The 20,420-nt window shown below is 52.5% G+C and carries 22 protein-coding genes, 1 tRNA gene and 5 pseudogenes; 15 read left to right on the plus strand and 13 right to left on the minus strand.

Translation table 11 applies throughout. The features are described 5' to 3' along the window. Nucleotides 1-99: 99 nt before the first annotated feature. The 7 genes and pseudogenes from N5J69_RS09295 to N5J69_RS09325 form a co-directional block, all read left to right on the plus strand. Nucleotides 100-594 (plus strand): hypothetical protein, encoded by a 495-nt coding sequence (locus tag N5J69_RS09295; RefSeq protein ID WP_279769773.1) that lies wholly within the window; start codon nt 100-102, stop codon nt 592-594. Continuing rightward, nucleotides 587-875: pseudogene (locus N5J69_RS09300) on the plus strand (type VI secretion system baseplate subunit TssF); the annotation flags it as partial. The gene N5J69_RS09295 and the pseudogene N5J69_RS09300, both read left to right, overlap by 8 nt. Before the next feature lie 9 nt (nt 876-884). Then, nucleotides 885-1,109 (plus strand): hypothetical protein, encoded by a 225-nt coding sequence (locus tag N5J69_RS09305; RefSeq protein WP_279770116.1) that lies wholly within the window; start codon nt 885-887, stop codon nt 1,107-1,109. A 187-nt stretch (nt 1,110-1,296) separates the two neighbouring features. Next, nucleotides 1,297-1,557, plus strand: coding sequence for a hypothetical protein (locus N5J69_RS09310; protein ID WP_279769775.1), 261 nt, complete (start codon nt 1,297-1,299; stop codon nt 1,555-1,557). Nucleotides 1,558-1,586: 29 nt separating this feature from the next. Further along, entirely contained in the window at nt 1,587-2,108 is a 522-nt protein-coding gene (tssJ, locus tag N5J69_RS09315; RefSeq protein WP_279769777.1) for a type VI secretion system lipoprotein TssJ, read from the plus strand. A 209-nt stretch (nt 2,109-2,317) separates the two neighbouring features. Then, a pseudogene (locus tag N5J69_RS09320) lies at nt 2,318-3,169 on the plus strand (IS3 family transposase); the annotation flags it as partial. Further along, nucleotides 3,135-3,212 (plus strand): annotated as a pseudogene (locus tag N5J69_RS09325) (hypothetical protein); the annotation flags it as partial. The pseudogenes N5J69_RS09320 and N5J69_RS09325, both read left to right, overlap by 35 nt. Before the next feature lie 35 nt (nt 3,213-3,247). Here N5J69_RS09325 and N5J69_RS09330 read toward each other — a convergent pair. The 9 genes and pseudogenes from N5J69_RS09330 to N5J69_RS09370 form a co-directional block, all read right to left on the minus strand. Continuing rightward, a pseudogene (locus N5J69_RS09330) lies at nt 3,248-3,981 on the minus strand (IS3 family transposase); the annotation flags it as partial. Then, nucleotides 3,957-4,496, minus strand: a complete 540-nt coding sequence (locus N5J69_RS09335; protein WP_347882075.1) for a type VI secretion system baseplate subunit TssG — start codon at nt 4,494-4,496, stop codon at nt 3,957-3,959. The pseudogene N5J69_RS09330 and the gene N5J69_RS09335, both read right to left, overlap by 25 nt. Nucleotides 4,497-4,582: 86 nt before the next feature. After that, on the minus strand, nt 4,583-4,777 hold the full coding sequence (locus N5J69_RS09340) for a type VI secretion system baseplate subunit TssG (RefSeq protein WP_279769780.1): 195 nt from the start codon (nt 4,775-4,777) through the stop codon (nt 4,583-4,585). Between the two features lie 328 nt (nt 4,778-5,105). Continuing rightward, the gene (locus N5J69_RS09345) at nt 5,106-5,438 is read right to left on the minus strand and encodes a hypothetical protein (RefSeq protein WP_279769783.1); all 333 of its coding nucleotides are present in this window, start codon (nt 5,436-5,438) and stop codon (nt 5,106-5,108) included. Further along, a complete protein-coding gene (locus tag N5J69_RS09350; RefSeq protein ID WP_279769785.1) occupies nt 5,438-5,716 on the minus strand; it encodes a PAAR domain-containing protein in 279 nt (92 codons plus the stop codon). The genes N5J69_RS09345 and N5J69_RS09350 overlap by 1 nt, the downstream gene beginning before the upstream one ends. Nucleotides 5,717-5,728: 12 nt before the next feature. Continuing rightward, entirely contained in the window at nt 5,729-6,718 is a 990-nt protein-coding gene (locus N5J69_RS09355) for a putative type VI secretion system effector (protein WP_279769787.1), read from the minus strand. Further along, nucleotides 6,715-9,378: a T6SS effector BTH_I2691 family protein gene (locus N5J69_RS09360; RefSeq protein ID WP_279769789.1), complete on the minus strand. Its 2,664-nt coding sequence runs from the start codon at nt 9,376-9,378 to the stop codon at nt 6,715-6,717. Before N5J69_RS09360 ends, N5J69_RS09355 begins: the two co-directional genes overlap by 4 nt. After that, nucleotides 9,378-10,352, minus strand: coding sequence for a DUF4123 domain-containing protein (locus N5J69_RS09365; protein WP_279769791.1), 975 nt, complete (start codon nt 10,350-10,352; stop codon nt 9,378-9,380). The genes N5J69_RS09360 and N5J69_RS09365 overlap by 1 nt, the downstream gene beginning before the upstream one ends. A 14-nt stretch (nt 10,353-10,366) precedes the next feature. Further along, nucleotides 10,367-11,401, minus strand: coding sequence for a type VI secretion system Vgr family protein (locus N5J69_RS09370; protein ID WP_279769793.1), 1,035 nt, complete (start codon nt 11,399-11,401; stop codon nt 10,367-10,369). Between N5J69_RS09370 and N5J69_RS09375 the strand changes: the two genes are divergently transcribed. Continuing rightward, nucleotides 11,400-11,534, plus strand: a complete 135-nt coding sequence (locus N5J69_RS09375) for a hypothetical protein (protein WP_279769795.1) — start codon at nt 11,400-11,402, stop codon at nt 11,532-11,534. The genes N5J69_RS09370 and N5J69_RS09375 overlap by 2 nt on opposite strands. A gap of 10 nt (nt 11,535-11,544) precedes the next feature. On the opposite strand, the gene N5J69_RS09380 is transcribed toward N5J69_RS09375, so the two are convergent. After that, entirely contained in the window at nt 11,545-12,216 is a 672-nt protein-coding gene (locus N5J69_RS09380; protein ID WP_279769796.1) for a DotU family type IV/VI secretion system protein, read from the minus strand. Between the two features lie 292 nt (nt 12,217-12,508). On the opposite strand from N5J69_RS09380, the pseudogene N5J69_RS09385 reads away from it, so the two are divergent. Beyond that, nucleotides 12,509-12,947: pseudogene (locus N5J69_RS09385) on the plus strand (YfjP family GTPase); the annotation flags it as partial. A 230-nt stretch (nt 12,948-13,177) separates the two neighbouring features. Here the strand turns inward: N5J69_RS09385 and N5J69_RS09390 are convergent. Beyond that, nucleotides 13,178-13,254, minus strand: a tRNA-Arg gene (locus N5J69_RS09390). A gap of 179 nt (nt 13,255-13,433) precedes the next feature. On the opposite strand from N5J69_RS09390, the gene folD reads away from it, so the two are divergent. Together folD and ybcJ are read left to right on the plus strand one after the other, a co-directional pair. Beyond that, nucleotides 13,434-14,300, plus strand: a complete 867-nt coding sequence (gene folD / locus N5J69_RS09395; RefSeq protein WP_279769798.1) for a bifunctional methylenetetrahydrofolate dehydrogenase/methenyltetrahydrofolate cyclohydrolase FolD — start codon at nt 13,434-13,436, stop codon at nt 14,298-14,300. Beyond that, nucleotides 14,301-14,513: a ribosome-associated protein YbcJ gene (ybcJ, locus tag N5J69_RS09400; protein WP_279769800.1), complete on the plus strand. Its 213-nt coding sequence runs from the start codon at nt 14,301-14,303 to the stop codon at nt 14,511-14,513. A gap of 27 nt (nt 14,514-14,540) precedes the next feature. On the opposite strand, the gene N5J69_RS09405 is transcribed toward ybcJ, so the two are convergent. After that, on the minus strand, nt 14,541-15,647 hold the full coding sequence (locus N5J69_RS09405) for an AAA family ATPase (RefSeq protein ID WP_279769801.1): 1,107 nt from the start codon (nt 15,645-15,647) through the stop codon (nt 14,541-14,543). A gap of 33 nt (nt 15,648-15,680) precedes the next feature. Continuing rightward, on the minus strand, nt 15,681-17,066 hold the full coding sequence (gene cysS / locus N5J69_RS09410; protein ID WP_279769802.1) for a cysteine--tRNA ligase: 1,386 nt from the start codon (nt 17,064-17,066) through the stop codon (nt 15,681-15,683). A 212-nt stretch (nt 17,067-17,278) separates the two neighbouring features. On the opposite strand from cysS, the gene ppiB reads away from it, so the two are divergent. From ppiB to purK, 4 genes are all read left to right on the plus strand, one after another. Continuing rightward, nucleotides 17,279-17,773 carry a peptidylprolyl isomerase B gene (gene ppiB, locus N5J69_RS09415; protein ID WP_279769803.1) on the plus strand — a complete coding sequence of 165 codons (495 nt, stop codon included), beginning with the start codon at nt 17,279-17,281 and terminating at the stop codon, nt 17,771-17,773. Next, nucleotides 17,773-18,489 (plus strand): UDP-2,3-diacylglucosamine diphosphatase, encoded by a 717-nt coding sequence (gene lpxH / locus N5J69_RS09420; RefSeq protein WP_279769804.1) that lies wholly within the window; start codon nt 17,773-17,775, stop codon nt 18,487-18,489. The genes ppiB and lpxH overlap by 1 nt, the downstream gene beginning before the upstream one ends. Nucleotides 18,490-18,619: 130 nt before the next feature. After that, a complete protein-coding gene (purE, locus tag N5J69_RS09425) occupies nt 18,620-19,126 on the plus strand; it encodes a 5-(carboxyamino)imidazole ribonucleotide mutase (RefSeq protein ID WP_279769806.1) in 507 nt (168 codons plus the stop codon). Further along, a complete protein-coding gene (purK, locus tag N5J69_RS09430; RefSeq protein WP_279769808.1) occupies nt 19,123-20,187 on the plus strand; it encodes a 5-(carboxyamino)imidazole ribonucleotide synthase in 1,065 nt (354 codons plus the stop codon). The genes purE and purK overlap by 4 nt, the downstream gene beginning before the upstream one ends. Nucleotides 20,188-20,420 lie beyond the last annotated feature (233 nt).

A 20,420-nucleotide genomic window follows, 5' to 3' on the forward strand; every position in this document is an offset into this window, starting at 1 on the left:
ACGCGACAGTCAGTTTAATACCGTGAATGATGATGTTCGCATAAAGATATTAAAGCAGATTCGCGAATTACATGAACCCCTACTTCTGAAGCCAAGGAGTTGGTTGTATTAAAGCAGGCTGAGATAAAAGCTTGCTACGAACGTATCGGCCTAACATTCCATAATAAAATCAATCGTCTGATTATTGGATTTTATTCAGACAGCGGTTTAAGTTTCAAAGACATTAAGGGCCGCTATTTTCTAGCTTGCCGAAGCATAATGTTTATATCGCCAACCGAATTTCATTTCAATGTTCGTGGCGCTAAGTGTTCCAAATGGTTTTTTGGAATATTCCCTTTTATCGCAGCCTTACTAATATGCGTTGCTGTATATCTGACTATGCTTCAGGAGTCCACAGGATTTGATGATCCTGTAGTCAAATTTTTTTCCTGTGTTTACATGTTGGAATGGCTAATTATTCTCTATTACAGCATGGAAGAATGCAAAAAAATGAACCAGGGATTGGCCTTCTGGAAACAATTGAAACCTTATCTTCAGGATAACGGAATCCAGACTTCAGATACAAAATCCCGCAGGGGACAAAATATTGGATGATCTAACCCTGCGCTACGACGAAGCCGAACTGCATTATATCAAAGATGCGGCACGAGAATTTGCCCGTCAGCATCCCGGGCAGGCAAGCATGATGAGATTGACCACGCACGGTGCAGCGGATGACTCAGTTGAGAGCCTGAGGGATTCGCCTTTCTCAATGGGCGGCTGCGTAAGAAGCTCGACGATGATTACTCTGAGCTGACCGAGGGCATTATCAGTCTGCTGTGCCGCACGCACTGCGTCCCTTGCCTTCAGCCTGCGTTGCTGAGATATCGCCCGATGCAGACGGCATGAAACTTAGCGATGATATTCGGCACTGGCGGCTTCAGCGCTGGCCGAGTTATCGGCAGCGCGGCGTAGATATTGACGTCACGCTGGATACCGCTCACTTTGCGGGTGAAGGGGATGTGTGGATGTGTGGCTCCCTGCTCAACCGCTTTTCGCACACCGCTGTCTCGCTTCCTGTCGCTGCCGGGCGTTCTGCGCCAGCCGGGGAGAACTGCCTAAGGCCTTGAAGCGCAGGTCCGGCTTGTCACACCTGACACCCGCGCTACCATCACCCCAAATTGTAAGCGCCGGGTTAACGTACCTGAGCCACGGCTCGACAGGCATTTCAGCCTGGACAATCAGCCGGTGCCAGGGGGAAAGCGACCGACGTCAACAGCACGGTGGCGATCCTGCTCTATACAGAAAGTCCCGCTGATGCGCGTGGATGGCAGCCACCAAACCCACCGCTTTACCATGATTTGCTCTCCCTACTGCGGGTATACCCAGGCTGGCGATACGACGCTGACTCTGTCGCGCCGGTTATTTCCGGTTCCGCGTTTTAGCGCAAAAGCTGACGCCCTGCAGAGTACCTTCGCGGGTTGTGCCTTCCTGCCGGGAAAAAATGATAACAATGATTCAGATACGTTGACGGTGCTGCTTGGTTCTTATGAAGGGCTAGCGCTTAATCCGCAATAACGCAAAGTAACAGAAGTGGATGACGATTAATGAAACGGACAATACAACGCTCCCTGCCCCTGATGTTCACCGCGCTGGTGGCAGGCTGTGGCCTGACGCAAAGCATCACTGACGGCACAAAAGACGTGGCAAAAGCAGTGTTTTATAAGAAGGTGAAAACCGTGCATCTGGAGTTTCATGCTCGCGCCGAGCTAAACCCGGATGAGGATGGCATGTCACTCGCTACGCGCGTGCAGGTCTTTACGCTCAAAGACCGACAGGCATTTGATAAAGCGGACTACAACACGTTGATTAGTGATGCAGACCATGCTCTGAGTGCCGATTTGGTGGCAAAAAAACAAGTACAGATTCGCCCGCAGCAAACGGTGCCGTTCACCATGCCGATGGAGGAACAGGCACAATTTGTTGCCATCGTCGCACAGTACCGCAAGCCCGATTTTCGTAAAAATGACTGGCGGATTGTGTTGAATAGGGATGAGCTTGACCCAGATAAGGAGCGGATGGTTGATATGGCAAAGTATGCCGTGCTGCTAAAGCAGGCCAGCAACTAGCCTGACAGCCTCTGTTTTTCCGAGACAATGATATTTCATGCGTTTCATTTCTCTGCCTGCACTGGCTGGCATTATTTTTATTATCTGTTCGACCTCTTCTCACGTAGCTGTGGTTGGTTTACAAATCCCACGCCAGCTAATGCCATGTGTAGTAGTTTACTGAATCAGTCCACCTGAACAGGGGTGATATGCTCATCTCAGAACAAGACGGGGTTCATCGCAGCAGCTACAAATACTGGAAAAGCCTGAAAAACCAGACGGCTGACAGGCTGTATTGCGCAGTCAGGTACCTGAGCTGCATGGTATCAGCCACGGTTCGGCCGAAGCAGGAAGCATTGCCACAATGGCAACCCAGAGAGGCTTACCAGATGGGGCGCTGGCTCGCTTGCAGGTTAATGAAAGAGCCGGGGCTAGTGAGTTGCCAGCAGCCAACTCACTGGTACAGGCGTGGTGGTCATGAGCATATTGCTATCCCTAATCATCTTGAGCAGCCGTTCGCTGTAATAGAGCCAAACCAGGTATAGTGCGGTGATGTGACCTATATCTGGACGGGTAAGCGCCGGGCGTTCCTCGCCGTTGTTCTCGACCTGTTCGCTAGAAAACCCGTGGGTTGGGCATTGTTGTTCTCGCCGGACAACAGACTCACCATGAAAGCGGTGGAAATAGCATGGGAAACTCGTAGTAAGCCCGTCGGAGTGATGTTTCACAGTGACCAGGGCAGCCATTATACGAGCAGGCAGTTCCGACAATTACTGTGGCGATACCGGCTCAGGCAGAGAATGGGCCGGCGCGGAAACTGCCGGGATAACAGCCCGATGGAGATCTTCAGGAGTCTGAAGAACGAGTGGGTGCCGGTGAAGGTTTACGTAAGCTTCAGCGATGCAACTCACGTAATAACGGACTATATCGCTGGATATTACAGCGCACTCAGACTGCACGTATATAATGGTGAGTAACCACCGAGCGAATCGGAAAACCGATACTGGATAAACTCTGACGCGGTGGCCAGTTTTTGTTCGCCACTACATCTTTGCGCTGGCTACGGGGCTTCGCCGTTCTGACATTCTGGACCCGGAATGGACGCAGGTTGATATGCAAAGGAAGGATTTGGCCCTGTAAATACAGACGCATTTTCTCTCTTACGGTTGCGATAATTTCCTGCGTATAAATTCCCGCAGCGAACGATATCCCAGCGCGCTGTGAGGATGATGTTCATTGTGATGGCTGAACGTTACTGCCAGATTGATTTACGCAATCTGGCAGTCCGGTTTAGGCATGATGCTGTATAATCCCGCTTCATCGTTTTCACAAAGCTCTCTGCTATGCCGTTGCTTTCCGGACTGCGCACTCTTGTCGTGCACGGTTCCAGCCCCGGCATCCGGGCGAACGCTCGCGTTTCATGTGCTCTGTAGGCCGAACCATTGTCCGTCAGCCATTCCAGTGACGCTGACAGCAGATGCTGCCCGAAGCGTTTTTCTACCGCACCCGACATCACCTCCTGCACGGTATCTTGGTCATTACCACCTGAGCCTGCGGCCTGGTCGATGATTTCCCGGTCACAGCAGTTATTGGCGAAAGTTACCCGCAACTTTTCGCCATTGTCGCAGCGGAACTCAAAGCCGACTGAACACCAGCGTCGGTTGCTGTCAGTCACCGCCACGCGTCCTTTATGGGCCCGCTTCCGGTGGTTATCAGCAGGTTTTTGCTCAAGAAGCAGATGATGGGTGCTCATAATGCGGTACACCCGTTTTGCGTTAACAACAGGCTGCCCGTCCTGCTCAGATTCTCGTCGCAACAGTGCCCATACCCGTCGATAACCGTACGTGGGCAGGCCGGCCACCGCTGCATTTATCCGGTACAACACCGCAGTATCGTCAGGGTGATATACGCATCGTAGCGCCAGCCAGGGTATATCCGCAGCAGGGACTGCAGGTCGTGGAACAGCGGCTGATGCGGAGGCATCCATCCTCGGGAATCGGCTTTGCTTTCGGTATACAGACGAATTTCTACCGCGCTGTTAATGTCCTCTGCAATGCCGCCGAATATAGGGCGGTCATCAAGGAAAAAGGTGACGTCAAAGCGGGGCTCGGGGACTTCCACTTTACGCCGGTAGTTTGGAACAATAATTGCTTCGGTATCCGGGGTGACCATGCGCACCAGTTGCTTCAGGCCATCTGCGGTTTTAACCGGCTGATGCAGCATATCGGGAATATAAGGAAATCGTGACAACGGCGCATCCAGATTGTTTTCAGTACCGGGGATACCCAGCCCGCCTATTCCCAACAGGCGTTGGGAAATGTGGTCAGTGCCGACCGGTTCAAAAGTTACCGGATAGTTGTGTTTATACCAGATGCGATAAAACTGCGTGAGAATGTGGCAGTTGAATATATCGAGAAATGCTCAACCGTTTCATGCCCCTCACGACTTTGGGTGATATCGTCGATATAGGCTATCGGCAGCGGTGAGTCGATGCCCTAGAGTTCCATAAAGGTGGTTCTGACTGTGGGCGGTGATTTCGGGTCATCTTCGGCGTTAACCTCAATGCCCTTAAATTCACCGGACGGGAATCCCATCCCCGGATTCAGACGTAAATGAACCGGGTCATTCTTTATCTGTGAAGTACTGCCAATGAGTGGTAGTCCGGGGTGCCGCTGCTCCAGCCACTGCATAGACCGGTAGAAGCTGGTGTACGGCAGTTATCTTCCAGACCTCTCTTCCAGTTCGGTAAAACTCAGTTGTGATTCTCTTTCCATCGCAGACATTCCCTGACGGCTCCAGTATCAGTGTCAGAGGGTTATACAGGTGCATATCAGCATACTGGTTCAGCAGGGAGCCAAACTGCCATACATCCCCTTCACAGCTGAAATGGCCAGAGTTGAGAGTCACTTCATTATCCACGCCACGCATAAGGTAGCGTTTCCACTTCTGCCGCCGCCAGTGTGTTACGCAGCACTTCCGTGTTATCCATCATCCACAGAAAACTGCCGCCGCACTGGCTCAGCATCTGCCAGTGGAGCCGGTCACGCTGCGGTGAGTACGACGCCAGTCATGCTCCAGCAGACGGTTATACTCCGCGATGCCTTCGGCATGTTCACCATCTACACCCGAGCGAAACGGCATCCAGCCTGGCAGAAGTGCACAAACCAGCCCCCAGGCAATCACGCCACCAAAGGTATATAGCCAGATCCGATTATCTTTAAGCATAAACCAGCCGCCAACCCCGGATAAAACAATCAGCAGACACACAACAGATGCCACACGCCACCAGAGAGCCCAGTTAGTGGAGCGAACAGTGAGGACAGGATCAGGCTGTGGGATCTTCCATTCCATTAGCGATCCTTAGTCTGCAAATACAGTATTAGGGAACTGCTTATGACCTGGCAGCTACACTCACAGTAGCGCTGATCAAATGCCAGCTCACCGCTTTCAGAAAGCCATTGCGATGTGCTGCCGACGATAGGGTTGCTCCCATGCCGCTGTTTAGGGCAACTGACCAGATCGCCAATCCGGGATGCAACAATACCTTCAACTTTGATCGTCGAAGAGGCTGAGATCACTTCACCACCACTGGTAAGCTTATCGCCTTTACGGATAATACCTTTGGACACAGAGAAGCCCTTTTAGTAAAAATAATAATAATCTGACAAGAGATTTTTTTTAGGCATGACACGATCTTCATTCTGTTTGTCACTTTTATTTTTCAACACTTCCTTTGTCGTTCTTTCTAAATTTACATCTTCCGGATTTTTCATTTCTAAAACAGTGAAAATTTTTTGTGCCATAGCATTTGTTGGCTTTGGCTTTTTTAAACTTAAACGATAAGTAAACGGCAAGGCGAGAATGCTATATAAAACAGTCATGGCAGCGACTCCGCCTACTAGCTGAAAATATCCCATGTCAAAATTAAAGCCAAGCGCAAAAGCTCCAACAACAGCGACAATTGCAGCAATAACCACTGGCATAATGAAGCATCCTTTTATTTCATCGGCTGCTTTTGAACGTACACTTTGATAACAACGTGGCAACATTGAAATGATTCGTAATTCAGGCACGGCTAATGCATAAGCTTCGTAGTGTCCCCCCTTCGCTACTACGGCAAGTTCAATGTAATCACCTTGCTTTGCTGTTGTTCTTCCAAACCAGCCATAAAAAGGGACACCATTAACTTTTCCTTTCACAAAGTCGAAGACATCAGTCTGACGGATTTCACCCTGCGAGCTTACTGCTGCTGCGGCAGATTCACCGATAACTGCCAGCAATACGCTCCCCCAATGTCGACTCCTTTCTTTGCGAACAAACTCTTCTGTTTCGTATTCCCGATCAGTAAAAAAACCTCTGGTAAACAGTATTTCGATTTCCTCCAGCATCCCGCACACTTTTATTAGTGGCTGGCGTGGTGGTAGTTCGGGTGAAGGAGGTTCTTTTTCCAAGATCGCATTTATCTCAGGGATTTTTTTCTTTGCTTCTTCACTATACCTCAATGACAGACTGCTCTGTTGATGCTTTGCCAACAGTTTTTCATGAACCCTAATATCGCTTTCAAAACTTGCTTTTTGCTTTCTAAATTCTTCAAAATAAATAGCATCTTTTATTAAACGATCGACCTTCATTGGATCACCTTTACAGCTTGAATAAAACTATCTTCCTGTTTTTTAAGAAGTCCATTTCGCACTTTTAGTAATTCAATCTTTTCTGTCGAAGTTAATGACACTTCAGGAAGTTCGCCAAATACGCTGGCCTCACACCAGTCCTGTAAATCATTATCGGAAAAATAAATGACCAATTGCTCAATAATAAAGATAGCAATCATCACCTGCCAGGTAGCTAAAAAGGCGGTCATTTTTATTGCTAAAATACGGGAAACCCCTCTAAATAATATATGATTAACAGACATGACCTCTCTTTCAATGGCAAAATTCAGTAGCCCTTCTAGCGCTTTTACTGCAACGCTAGCATCTGCAGCCACCTTACCAAAAGATAATGAAATAAATTGCCAGCGCTGTTTCCCTGTTGCTTCCTTGTATCCACCAATAATATCGATTGCAAGCATCAATGTTGAGGCGCTGCTTCCTGAAACGCTCCCAGCCCACTTAATACTGTTGGTCAACATAGTACTTTTTAATCCATGTTCTACCGCTGGAACCATGACATCTGAGGCGACATTAACGGTACTCAGAAAGGTGGCGATAAGCGTTGCTCTGACAATATTATTTCTTGGGTCTTTCTCCGTTTTATTAAGCAAGTTGGCATATTCGAGAGCGTTAAAAGCAAAAACCAGCAGTTTAATCCGGGATTTTTTTAAAGCATCTTTTCCATCTGCTGTTTTAGCAAAATCGTTGAAGCGTTCTTTATAAGCATTATATGTATTTTTTACTGACTTACTTTCAGTACCTGATGCACTTTGTTTCAGGTTATCTAACATCTGTTGCCTGTAAGCATCTGCACTGACAAGCTGTGCAACGCCGCGTTCCACTTCTTCGCCCACGGTTGCAACACCTGCCGAGGCAGTAAAAAGCACTTTACTTAACAGCTCATTCATCGTGTCCAGGGTTTTACCCAAACGGGTAAAACTGAAGAAACGATCGCCCAGCGTGGTAAGACGTCGATCAGTTGCCAGCATAGCGCGAGACCAGGATGACGTTGGCGTTGGGTTTTTAGCAGTAATATCATTCGCTTTCGCATAAGCCTTAATGAACTTACCTTCCAGCTTGGTCGCCAGTGCAATATAAGCAAGTTGATCCGCTTTATGATGGTTATCTTTATATTGTTCCATCCCTTTCAAAAAAGATCGGGTGTCTTTAATGACCTCGGGGTTATTAAGCATGATTGAGCGCCAGACCAGATTCTGCTCATCATCGGCGGAATACTGATCTATCAACTTGTCAATAAAATCGGTGCCTGGCCGTGTCAGGTTCAGAGATGCGATCGCATAATCCACAATTTCCAGATAGCTCAGGTTATCTTCGACGCGGGTGGAATAAAAATCCTGGCTGCATAAGACAAATAAAGCATTCCGAAGCCATTCAACACGTAATGCTGCTAATAAATCCAGCTTTTGCGCCATACAATCAAAAAAACGTTGGTTACAGTCAGTAAATGCCTGTCGCTTTTGCAGGTTTAGTTTTTTGGCATACTTTTTCCAGTCACTGGCAAATTCATCTTCGCTATTCTGAAATGCCCGATCTGATTCTTTTTTTCGCCAGTCGGCAATGACCTCATCACTCAATGTATGTCCGTACTGGTCATACTTCTTCATCATCTCCAGGTTATAGTCAACTCTGTCATCAGATTGCTTTAATGCTCTGGCATTTTTCAGTGCATGTAGCTGGTTTTCAGCAGCGTTTAGCGCCTGATCTGACATAAACTCAATCGATAAATCGTCCATCCACGCCTTATGTAGCGCAGCAAAGTCATCTCCGAACCCTGCCAGCTCATGCGCTATCCCCACCGGATCTGCTATCGCCATCACCAGCGGTGTAATATCCTTATCGTATTTGTTTTTCCCTTCATGCCGGTTCTTCAGCGCCTGCATGGTACGGTGTGCACCACCGATACGGCTCTGACTCCACGGATAAATGGTCCCCTGAGGTTTGACTTCGCTTTCTTCAAAGTTGTACCAAGGGGCTTTCGGTTCCGTCTGGCTGATACGGCGGATCGCAGGGTTATATGGCAGCTGTTGCGCCGGGTGGGTCATCCCGCTGTCTTTATAGTCCAGAATACTTTCCAGACTTCCCGGCGAGGCTGCCGCAACCCCCAGCGAATTACCAGGTGTGGTCCACTGCCATGACTCAAGGCACTGCATACGTTTTTTACGCAAATCGGCATCACTGGCGTATCTCTCCAGCGTTTCCTGCATCCATTTGGACGGTGAGAAAGCAAGCCAGGTATTGCCCTCCAGCGCCATCTCATCGAGGATCATCATTTCCAGATTGGTGGCCTGATGCTTCGGTGAGTTGCAGTCAGGCTTTTTCTTTGGCTGAGCATAGGCACCGGAAGGTTGTTTCCACAGGCTGCCATCTTTGCATATCGCCCAAGCATCCCAGTGCTGGCTGATTTCATAGAACACATAGATAAATCCCTGACGCATGGCACGCAGGGCATAGCTGTAGCCGGGAACTAATTTATAGGGTTCAGCATTTGCTGGTGTCGCCCAGGACGGTATTCCCCCGGTAATGTTGTCGGTCACCACGGCGTAGCGTGCGGGAATAAGGGCCGGTCCTTTCACCATGCACATCGGGCAGTTATTCATATCAGGGATAAATTCGGCCATTACTGATTCCTTTCATTCAGTTCATTGCACAGTTGCGGGTAACGGGCTTTATTTAGTGATGCGAGACAGTCGGTATAGCTGGCTCTCAGGTCACGCTCCCTCCGGGAGAGCAAAATCCGCACATCCGGATGGGTATTGAATTGTGGATGCCAGTGCAGGCAGTCAAGCGCCAGTAACTGCTGGTCACGTTCATAATTAAAGCCATGCTGTGATGAAGCCCGTTCAAGGGCCTGACTGACAATTACAACAGCCTCCACCTCACCGTGACGGTGGTGATTAATGTGCAGACTGCGATGCCGTTCAAGGGTACGGTTAACTTTCCCTGTCGCATCAAACATCGCTTCATCCTCCGGCGACAGCGCCAGCGAGAATGACAAAAACGGGGATGAAACCGGGGTATGTTCGCGGGTAATTATCTGGCCGTCGCCATCCGGATAAAGCCAGTGGCTGAGCACGCCCAGCCAGCGCTGATGCTGTAGCGCACTGAAATGTGACCAGAGCACACTGTGGACTATCGGGTCGTAATAGCGCAGCAGTATCTGTGAATGGTCACTCAGGGACTGAATGGCGGTATTGCCCAGTTGTCGGGCAACAGTTTCGGCATCAAACGGGCTCAGCAGCCAGCCACAGACCGCCCGACCGTTTCCCTGACCCAGATGGTCCGTATGCAGTTCGTTCAGGGCAAAACCAATGCTGATTTCCAGCAGCGGTACATGTTGTGGTTTATCCATCTCAATGTTGATAAGCCACGGGTCGCTGTCACGGGTAAGTGACTCGTGAAGCAGTATCACCGGAACCGGGTGTTCTGCCACCAGCGCCTGAACATGCGGGATGTCAATATCGGCAGGCAGGGACGCCGGGTCCACCAACAGGTACAGGCTTTCACCCCTGTCTTTCACGGCTTTGGCTATCGCGGTGTGCAATTGCTTCGCATTGTTCTGGCGCGCGCCATCGCTGTAATCGTATTCCGTCATCCTGGCTTTCCCTGTCATAACGATACGCTGGCATTTTTGTTGCCAGCGGCTCTTAGTACGATGGACGGGCAATGCTCTGGCAGGATAATACTACTGGTCTGTGAGACGGGACCGAGTTTTTCCAGGGTGCCGCATTTGATGCTGACGTTACCTGAGCCACCCTCAACGATATTGCCGTCTTTCAGCTGTATCCACGCGCCGCCACATTCCAGCAGCAGCTCAGTTTTTGCTGATATTTTCACTTTCCCATCCTTGCTGGTTATCTGTATGTCCTTCTGCGCCAGCATATCCAGCGCATCACTCTGCGCCTGAATATCCACTTTTCCGGCTGCAGCATAGAGTTTGATTCCGACCTTTTTGGCAAACAGACTCAGCGTACTGCCCACGGCCATTCTGAAGGCTTTAGCGATGCTGAAATCGGTATCCTGTCCAGTTCTGGCAATAAGTTTTTGCCCGGCTGCAAGCTTAATGCTTGACGGGGTCAGCTGAGCGATACCGGAGGGTGCAGAAAGCAACAGCACCTGCTGTTGCAAGTCTTTCGGGGCATTGTTGAGCAGTTCGGTTTGTTTCTGTACATCAGCCAGCCCAGCTTTCGCCCGTTCGGCTGCCGTGTGCAGGCTGCCCGCTTCCTGTATTGCGGCTTCCAGCTCTTGAATTACGGGCTCCATCTCCTGCAGCTTGTCCTGCACCTGTGGCTGGGCATCAGCGGTGATAAACACGCCTTTTGCAGCACGCATGACACCGTGTCCGTCAGTTCGCAGCTCAGCCCCCTCACCGCGCAGTTCCTTCTGGTTGTCCTCAAGGACGTTATAGCCGAGGTTTAACTCACTGTTTACAGGCGGGGTTGAGAGGTGAATATGCTCTTTCTGGCGCTCATCCTGCAGACGCAGTTCGTTGGCGGCAGGAGTGCGCAGAATGTAACGGTAGCACTCGCTCAGCGCTTCGCGGGCATCAAACGATTCCACATCCAGCGGGATATCGCAGCCTTTAATCTGCAAGTGATAGCGGTCGAGTGTGTCAGCATTGAGAACGTACGGCAGTGAGGTCATGGCAGAAAGTCCCTGTATCAGCAGAAGACCTGAACAGACGGCACACTATCGCCCCTCGCCCTGCACCCAGGCGCATCAGGTCATGTTCTGTAACCCGGTACGCCACACCATCAGCCTGCCGGATCTTGTGTGAAATCGTTCACTCAGCCAGACAGAGAGGCAAGCAGACAATGATGCAGGAGGTAATCAAGACCACAGTAAAGGGTTATAACCAAAGCCGTCAGCACCATCACATGAAACAGGCGCGAGCGCAGCAGCCCACGGCGCACACCCGGAAGGCATTCGACAATCAGCGGAGCAGACTGCGGCTGTTCAGCGGCATGGACCAGTACATCGAGGGATTCCATTGCCTGGCGGTGTTCATTTTCATAGCCGGTAAGAAAGCGACAAAACCCAAACGCATAAATACGCTGGTACAGCACCAACAAACGCCCGTCCGGCGCCTCCTGACGCAACAGCTTACGTAAATTATCCGGAATGATTTCACCGGCTCTTAACGTGCCCAGGAAAGCTCCTTCGAGCGGTGCTCTTCGCCATACACGATCGTCTGCCTCCGGCGCGGTATTCATTACCGTATGGTCAAGCAATCCGCACTGCGCATATTGCTCATGGCTGACAAAGTCATCGCTTGCTTTCATGCTGTCAAGGCGAGACTTCGCCTCTTCAACCAGCGCCCCCTCCCAACAAAAAAATGCTTCATCGCGCACCAGCTGTTTGTCGTGGCGAACGTCCATGACGAATAAAAAAGTGTCCATCAACAGGACATCAATTAAGCGTATCGGATCTGTAGCGGAGGTTTCACTGAAAGAGGGCAAATGAACATATCCTTGTTCTGGTTGTGGTTTATTCAGTAACGGATGGAAAATATATCAGCGAAAAGCGGAAGTAACCCAGACAAATGTTACAAAATGTAAATTCAAGTAACTTATTAAGTGCTTCTTGCTGCTGTGTCTGGCTACGGATATTTTCCCAAAAAAGAAATCGTTATTAGTGACGCTATGTGACTTCCTGATATTTAATATGATTTCAGAAAGATATTTTCTATGCGGATCCTCTCGCTTCCTTACCGGATTGAGGGAATTTTTGTTTTCAAGCTGAGATCTCTATATGAAAAAATCTGAATGCCTCCAAGCAATTGAGAAGCCACTGGCTTCTCTTCCACACTCCTTCCGCAACCACATTCTGAACGTCTTCGCAGACTCACACACTACGAGCCAGAGATCGGCATTATGGGCAAAAGTGGGGGCGGTAAAAACAGCCTCTGCAACGGCCGCTTCCGGGGAGAAGTTTCTCCCGTCAGTGATATGAACGCCTGTACTCGTGACGTGCTGCGCTTCCGGCTGCGCAGTGGTCGTCAAAACCTGCTGATTGTCGATTTGCCGGGCGTGGGAGAAAACGGACAGCGAGACCATGAATAGCGCACCTTGTACCGGCGTACACTACCGGAGTTGGACATGGTGTTGTGGGTCATTAAGACTGATGACCGGGCGCTGTCGGTGTACGAGCAGTTTTGGCTCGGGGTATGCAGCCTTATCAGCAACAAGTGAATCGCCACCGTCAGAGAGCTTGTAGGCTCTATCTGGCTTTTGACGTATCCACTGTACGGGCATTTAGTTTAAATTTGGGGGTATCTCATTTCATTGAACGGGGATCTACCCCCAAATTCACCCCCACATAGATATAGATTTCAATATATGTTAGTAGACGCCAGGATAAAGAGATTAACAGGAAAGTGCTTGCTGCCTGGGGATTTATGGACTTCAGGAGAAGAGAATTTGGTACGCCCTACAGGATTCGAACCTGTGACCTACGGCTTAGAAGGCCGGTGCTCTATCCAACTGAGCTAAGGGCGCATGGAGATGGCACGGATTATACGGGCAGACCCGATTGAGTCAACGCTTTTGACCCGCCGCCGGGCGTGGTTGATGAAGAATAAGACAATGTCAGCAATTCAAAACCTGACAGCGCGCCGCGCTTCTGACAAAATACCCCCCTTCCCCGATTCAACATAACACAGTGGATTTCCTCTCTGATGGCAGCAAAAATTATTGACGGTAAAACGATTGCGCAGCAGGTGCGCGTTGAGGTTGCGGAAAAAGTGAAGCAGCGTCTGGCCGCCGGAAAACGTGCGCCGGGTCTGGCTGTTGTTCTGGTAGGTGAAAACCCGGCATCGCAGATCTATGTGGCCAGCAAACGCCGTGCCTGTGAAGAGGTTGGTTTCCACTCCCGCTCTTACGATCTGCCCGCCACGACCGGCGAAGCTGAGCTGCTGGAGCTGATTGATAAGCTCAATCAGGACAATGACATTGATGGCATCCTGGTACAGCTGCCGCTGCCAGATGGCATCGATAATGTGAAAGTGCTTGAGCGCATCACGCCTGATAAAGATGTCGATGGCTTCCACCCGTATAACGTCGGTCGCCTGTGTCAGCGTGCGCCAACTCTGCGTCCGTGCACACCGCGCGGTATCGTGACGCTGCTGGAGCGCTACAACATTGACACCTATGGCCTGAACGCCGTGGTGGTCGGGGCGTCTAACATCGTCGGTCGTCCGATGAGCATGGAGCTGCTGCTCGCGGGCTGCACCACGACTGTTACTCATCGCTTTACCAAAGATCTGCGCCACCACGTTGAGCATGCCGATCTGCTGGTCGTTGCGGTGGGTAAACCGGGCTTTATTCCGGGTGACTGGATCAAACCGGGTGCCATCGTGATCGACGTCGGCATTAACCGGCTGGAAAGCGGCAAAGTGGTGGGCGATGTGGATTTTGAGAGCGCATCAGAACGCGCCTCCTGGATCACCCCGGTGCCGGGCGGTGTCGGACCAATGACAGTCGCCACCCTGATTCAAAACACGCTGCAGGCGTGTGAAGAGTTTCACGATAAAGAGGACGTTTAAATGGCAAGTTTTTCACTGGGAAAATTCCCGCATGTCGATCTGTGTGACCTGCTGAAGCTGGAAGGCTGGGTTCAGAGCGGCGCACAGGCAAAAGTCGTGATTGCCGAGGGAGAAGTGAAGGTCGATGGCGCGGTAGAGACACGCAAACGCTGCAAAATCGTTGCCGGTCAGACCGTGGAATTTGCCGGTTTTCGTATTACGGTGGTCGAGTAACTTCCGGGCGTCCCTGCGGGGACGCTGTTACGCCCCCTCTTCCCCCTCTACCCGCGTCTCCCCTTCCTGCTGTTCCAGTGCAATATGATTCACCGCCGTATGCTGCGCAATCAGCGTTGCAAGACGGGGGGAATGGCTGGTGATCCAGAGCTGACTGAACTCGCTGGCTTCGGCAATCAAGCGTGCCAGTGCAGGCAACAAATCGTCATGCAGGCTGTTTTCCGGCTCGTTCAGTGCCATAAAGGCGGGTGGACGCGGGCTGAGCAGCGCTACCACCAGACAGAGAAATCGCAGCGTGCCATCCGAAAACTCCGCACTCTCCAGCGGGCGCAGAATGCCGCGGCGGGACATCAGCATCTGAAAGCGGCCGTTCTGCACCTCAACAGTAAACTGGCTGTCGGGAAACGCCTGCGCCATCACCTCTGATAACAACTCTGAATGACCGCGCTCCACGATGGTCGCCCAGGCCGCCGCCAGATTGCTGCCATCATGGCTCAGCACCGGCGCACGCACACCAATCTGCGGCGCACGTATCGGTGAGCCAGGCCACACGGCAAATTCATGATAAAAGCGCCACTGCTTCAGCCGTTCGCGCAGCTGAGAAAGCTCCGGATAGAGATGCGGCTCGCCAAACTGACCAAACAGCGACTCTTCAGGATGCAGCACGGCCGGGTAGGCAATGCGATCGCCCTCAACGTTGTGCAGAAAGGCGGTCTGGTTTTCGCGCTGCATGATGCAGGCAGAAGGACGACGACGCTGACCGCTGAGCCAGAGCCGCTCCTGCTTCACCAGGGGATCGAGATTGAACAGACTGGTCGACAGCGGCTCCGGAAAACCGATTTCCAGCTGGTAATCCATGTCATCCATCACCACCGCCAGCGTCAGCCGCTTAGGATCGTGTCGGCGATCGCCCCGGCGTAAGCCACCTGCCCACATCGCTTTCTGAATGCCACCTTCTTCAGCCAGTGCCAGCGCGAGACGACCGCTGGCCGCCTCGTGCAATAACCGCACTGCTTTATAGAGGTTAGATTTACCGCAGCCGTTGGGACCACTCACCACATTCAGCTGCTGCAGGGACAACGTCAGGTTTCGTATTGAGCGGAAGCCACGGATCTGAATCTGTTCAATCGCCATAATAAAAAAGGGCGATTGCTCGCCCTCTCCGGTTTATTTTCGACGCCAGCTGGAGCCCTGCGGCCCGTCCTCGACGATAACGCCGAGTGCGTTAAGCTTGTCGCGTGCGATATCCGCTTCCGCCCAGGCTTTGGCGGCACGCGCATCGGCACGGGCTTTCACCCAATGCTCAATTTCGGCAACCTCTTCATCATTCACCTGCGCGCCGCTTTGCAGGAACAGCTCAGGATCCTGCTGCAGGATGCCCAGCACGTTGGCCATCTCGCGCAGCTTCGACGCCAGACCGTGCGCTGACGCGCCGTCCTCGCTTTTCAGGCGGTTCACTTCACGCGCCATGTCGAACAGCACTGAATAGGCTTCCGGGGTGTTGAAATCATCATCCATCGCGCTACGGAAACGCGCTTCAAACGCTTCGCCGCCGTCGGCTTTAACGCTGCTGTCGGTGTGACGCAGCGCGGTGTAGAGGCGCTCCAGCGCCGCACGCGCCTGGTTCAGGTTATCTTCGCCGTAGTTAAGCTGGCTGCGATAGTGACCGGACATCAGGAAGTAACGCACCGTCTCCGCATCATAATGCTGCAGCACGTCACGCACCGTGAAGAAGTTACCGAGCGATTTGGACATCTTCTCGCGGTCAACCATCACCATGCCGGAGTGCATCCAGTAGTTAACATAAGGACCGTCATGGGCGCAGCTCGACTGGGCGATTTCGTTTTCATGGTGCGGGAACATCAGGTCTGAACCGCCACCGTGAATATCGAAATGGGTGCCCAGCTGTTTGCAGTTCATCGCCGAGCACTCAATGTGCCAGCCTGGACGGCCGTTGCCCCACGGTGATGGCCAGGCAGGTTCATCCGCCTTGGACATTTTCCACAGCACAAAGTCCATTGGATTACGTTTCACGTCCGCCACTTCAACCCGTGCCCCTGCCTGCAACTGCTCCAGGTCCTGACGCGACAGCGCGCCGTAATCGGTGTCGCTGAGGACATCAAACATCACGTCGCCATTGTCCGCCACATAGGCGTGATTGCGGGCGATCAGCTTCTCCACCAGCTCAATGATCTCCGCGATGTGACGCGTGGCGCGCGGCTCCTCATCGGGCGGCAGGATCCCCAGCGCGGCGAAGTCATTGTGCATCTCGCCGATCATGCGGTTGGTCAGGGTTTCAATGCTCTCGCCGTTTTCGTTGGCGCGTTTGATGATTTTGTCATCAATGTCGGTGATGTTGCGTACATAATTAAGCTGATAACCGAGGTAGCGCAGGTAGCGCGCCACCACGTCAAACGCGACGAACGTCCGCCCATGACCAATGTGACAGAGGTCATACACCGTGATGCCGCAAACATACATCCCGATTTTACCGGCATGAATGGGTTTGAATTCCTCTTTCTGTCGACTCAGGGTGTTATAAATCTTAAGCATTGAACGGTTCCGTTTTCGCGTGTGGTTGACACTTTTAAGTATCCAGACATTGTGCCGTATTTTTATCGCTCGCGCGACGCAAAGCAAGCCAACTGCGCCGTGCTGCTGACGCGTCATTGGAAATTATGATATAAGAACGGTCGACTAAAAGGGGTACGCCAGTCAACAGCGCGATCCCGGCAACTGATCACAACCTTTACAGGACAACAAAAATGGTAACTTTCCAGACGAACCATGGCGATATCGTAATCAAAACTTTCGATGATAAAGCGCCAGCAACCGTACAGAACTTCCTGGATTACTGCCGTGAAGGTTTTTACGACAACACCATTTTCCACCGTGTAATCAACGGCTTTATGATTCAGGGCGGCGGCTTCGAGCCGGGCATGAAGCAGAAAGCAACCAAAGATGAAATCAAGAACGAAGCCAGCAACGGTCTGAAAAACACCAAAGGTACGCTGGCAATGGCACGTACGTCTGCGCCGCACTCTGCGACCGCACAGTTTTTCATCAACGTGGCAGATAACGACTTCCTGAACTTCCGTGACGAAAGCGTTCAGGGCTGGGGCTACTGCGTATTCGCTGAAGTCGTTGAAGGTATGGACGTGGTCGAGAAGATCAAAGCCGTCTCTACCGGCCGCAGTGGCATGCACCAGGATGTGCCAAAAGATGACGTTGTTATCCAGAAAGTGACCGTCAGCGAGTAATGTCCCGCACGCTGTTTATCGCAGATCTTCATCTGTGTCAGGAAGAACCGGCAATTACTGCCGGTTTTCTGCATTTTTTACAGCGCGAAGCGCCCCACTGCGACGCGCTCTATATTCTTGGCGATCTGTTTGAAGCCTGGATTGGTGACGACGACCCGAATCCCCTGCATCAGCAGGTTGCCTGCGCCCTGCGCGCCCTTCCGGTTCCTGTCAGCTTCATTCATGGCAATCGTGACTTCCTGATTGGCCGACGCTTTGCGCACGCCAGCGGCATGACGCTGCTGCCGGAAGAGCAGGTACTGACGCTGTACGGCCATCGACTGCTGATCATGCACGGCGATACGCTCTGTACGGATGACGCGGGGTATCTGCGCTTTCGGGCTAAAGTGCACACGCCCTGGATTCAGCGGCTCTTCCTGACGCTGCCGTTACGGCTACGTAAACGCATTGCCGCCCGGATGCGCGCCGACAGCAAACAGGCCAACCAGCACAAGTCACAGACCATCATGGATGTGAATCAGGATGCGGTCATCGCCACCATGCAGCGCCAGCAGGTGCCTTTGCTGATACACGGCCACACCCACCGTCCGGCGATCCATACGCTGAACCTGCAGGGCGAAACAGCACAGCGTGCGGTGCTGGGTGCCTGGCACAGCCGTGGTTCCATGATCCAGCTCGACGCCAGCGGTATTCAGCTCATCGATTTCGACTTCTGATCGTCGGTTAAATCCACGGCATCAGTCCGACGCAACCGTTTTCCTTCCGTGCTGGTCATGCTATTCTCGGTGCCCTTCAAAACCTGTCCGCCCGGCCAGGTCTGTTTGTTCATTCACAGGAGTTGACCGCATGTCATCCAACGCCCCGGCCCGCATCGCCCTCGTTATGGGTTCCAGAAGTGACTGGGCCACCATGCAGTTCGCCGCTGAAATCCTCACCAGCCTGGACGTCCCTTTTCATGTTGAAGTGGTCTCGGCGCACCGCACCCCGGATAAACTGTTCAGCTTCGCCGAAACGGCAGCGGACAACGGTTTCCAGGTGATTATTGCTGGCGCAGGTGGCGCAGCACATCTGCCGGGTATGCTGGCGGCTAAAACCCTGGTACCGGTGCTGGGTGTGCCGGTGCAGAGCGCGGCGCTGAGCGGCGTGGATAGCCTTTATTCAATTGTGCAGATGCCGCGCGGTATTCCGGTCGGTACGCTGGCGATTGGCAAAGCAGGTGCCGCCAATGCCGCACTGCTGGCGGCGCAGATCCTGGCGCTGCACGACAGCGCGCTGGCTTCACGCCTGAATATCTGGCGTCAGAGCCAGACTGATGAGGTGCTGAACCATCCCGATCCGCGGGTGGACGCATGAAGCCGGTTTGCGTACTGGGCAACGGCCAGTTAGGCCGTATGCTGCGTCAGGCGGGCGAGCCGCTGGGTATTGCCGTTTATCCGGTGGGACTGGATGCCGATCCTGCCGCACTGCCGATCGCCGACAGCGTGATCACAGCCGAGATTGAACGCTGGCCGGAAACCGCGCTGACGCGGGAGCTGGCGAGCCATTCGGCCTTCGTTAACCGTGAAATTTTTCCGCGTCTGGCCGATCGCCTGACGCAGAAACAGCTGCTGGATGAACTGGGACTGGCCACCGCGCCCTGGCAGTTGCTGGCGGACAAAAGTGAATGGCCAGTGGTGTTTGATGCCCTGGGCGAGCTGGCAATTGTGAAAAGCCGCACCGGCGGGTACGACGGGCGGGGTCAGTGGCGTCTGCGTGCTGATGAAACTCACCAACTGCCGGATGCGTGCTACGGCGAATGTATCGTTGAGCAGGGCATCAACTTTTCCGGGGAAGTGTCACTGGTGGGCGCACGCGGTCACGATGGCACCGTCGTGTTCTACCCGCTGACGCATAACCTGCATCAGGACGGCATTCTGCGAACCAGCGTCGCGCTGCCGCAGGCGGATCAGGCTCAGCAGCAGCAGGCCGAAGCGATGCTGAGTGCTATCATGCAGGCGCTGAATTACACGGGCGTGATGGCGATGGAGTGCTTTGTGACGCCAGCTGGCTTACTGATCAATGAACTGGCCCCGCGTGTGCACAACAGTGGTCACTGGACGCAGAACGGTGCATCCATCAGCCAGTTTGAACTGCATCTGCGTGCCGTTCTTGGCCTGGCATTGCCGCAGCCGGTGGTATTTGCGCCCTCGGTGATGGTCAATCTGATCGGTACGGCGGTGAACCCTGACTGGCTGCAGCAGCCGCTGGTGCATCTGCACTGGTATGACAAAGAGGTGCGTCAGGGGCGTAAAGTCGGCCATCTGAATCTGACCGACAGCGACACAGCGCGGCTTAAGGCAGCGCTGAATGCGCTGGTACCTCAGCTACCGGAAGAGTACGCCAGCGGCATCGCCTGGGCGGTTGAAACACTCTAATCCCCCTCTGATGGCTTTATCAGGCCGCTCAGAACGATTGAGCAGTGGCTAAGTCAAAGGCAGAGAGCGGTAACGGGAAACGATCGCAAAACGGCATTCCTTAAGCTCGTCACGCGCCATCCCTGGCGCGTGACGCTTTACTTTTCGTTACCCGCTTGCTGGTTCCGGGTGCGTTCTGGAGGGCGAGCGGATAATGTTTTTACAGCTGGATGAGAGCGAAACCCGGTTAACAC

It is taken from the genome of Pantoea sp. GD03673, assembly GCF_029844725.1.
GTDB lineage: Bacteria > Pseudomonadota > Gammaproteobacteria > Enterobacterales > Enterobacteriaceae > Pantoea.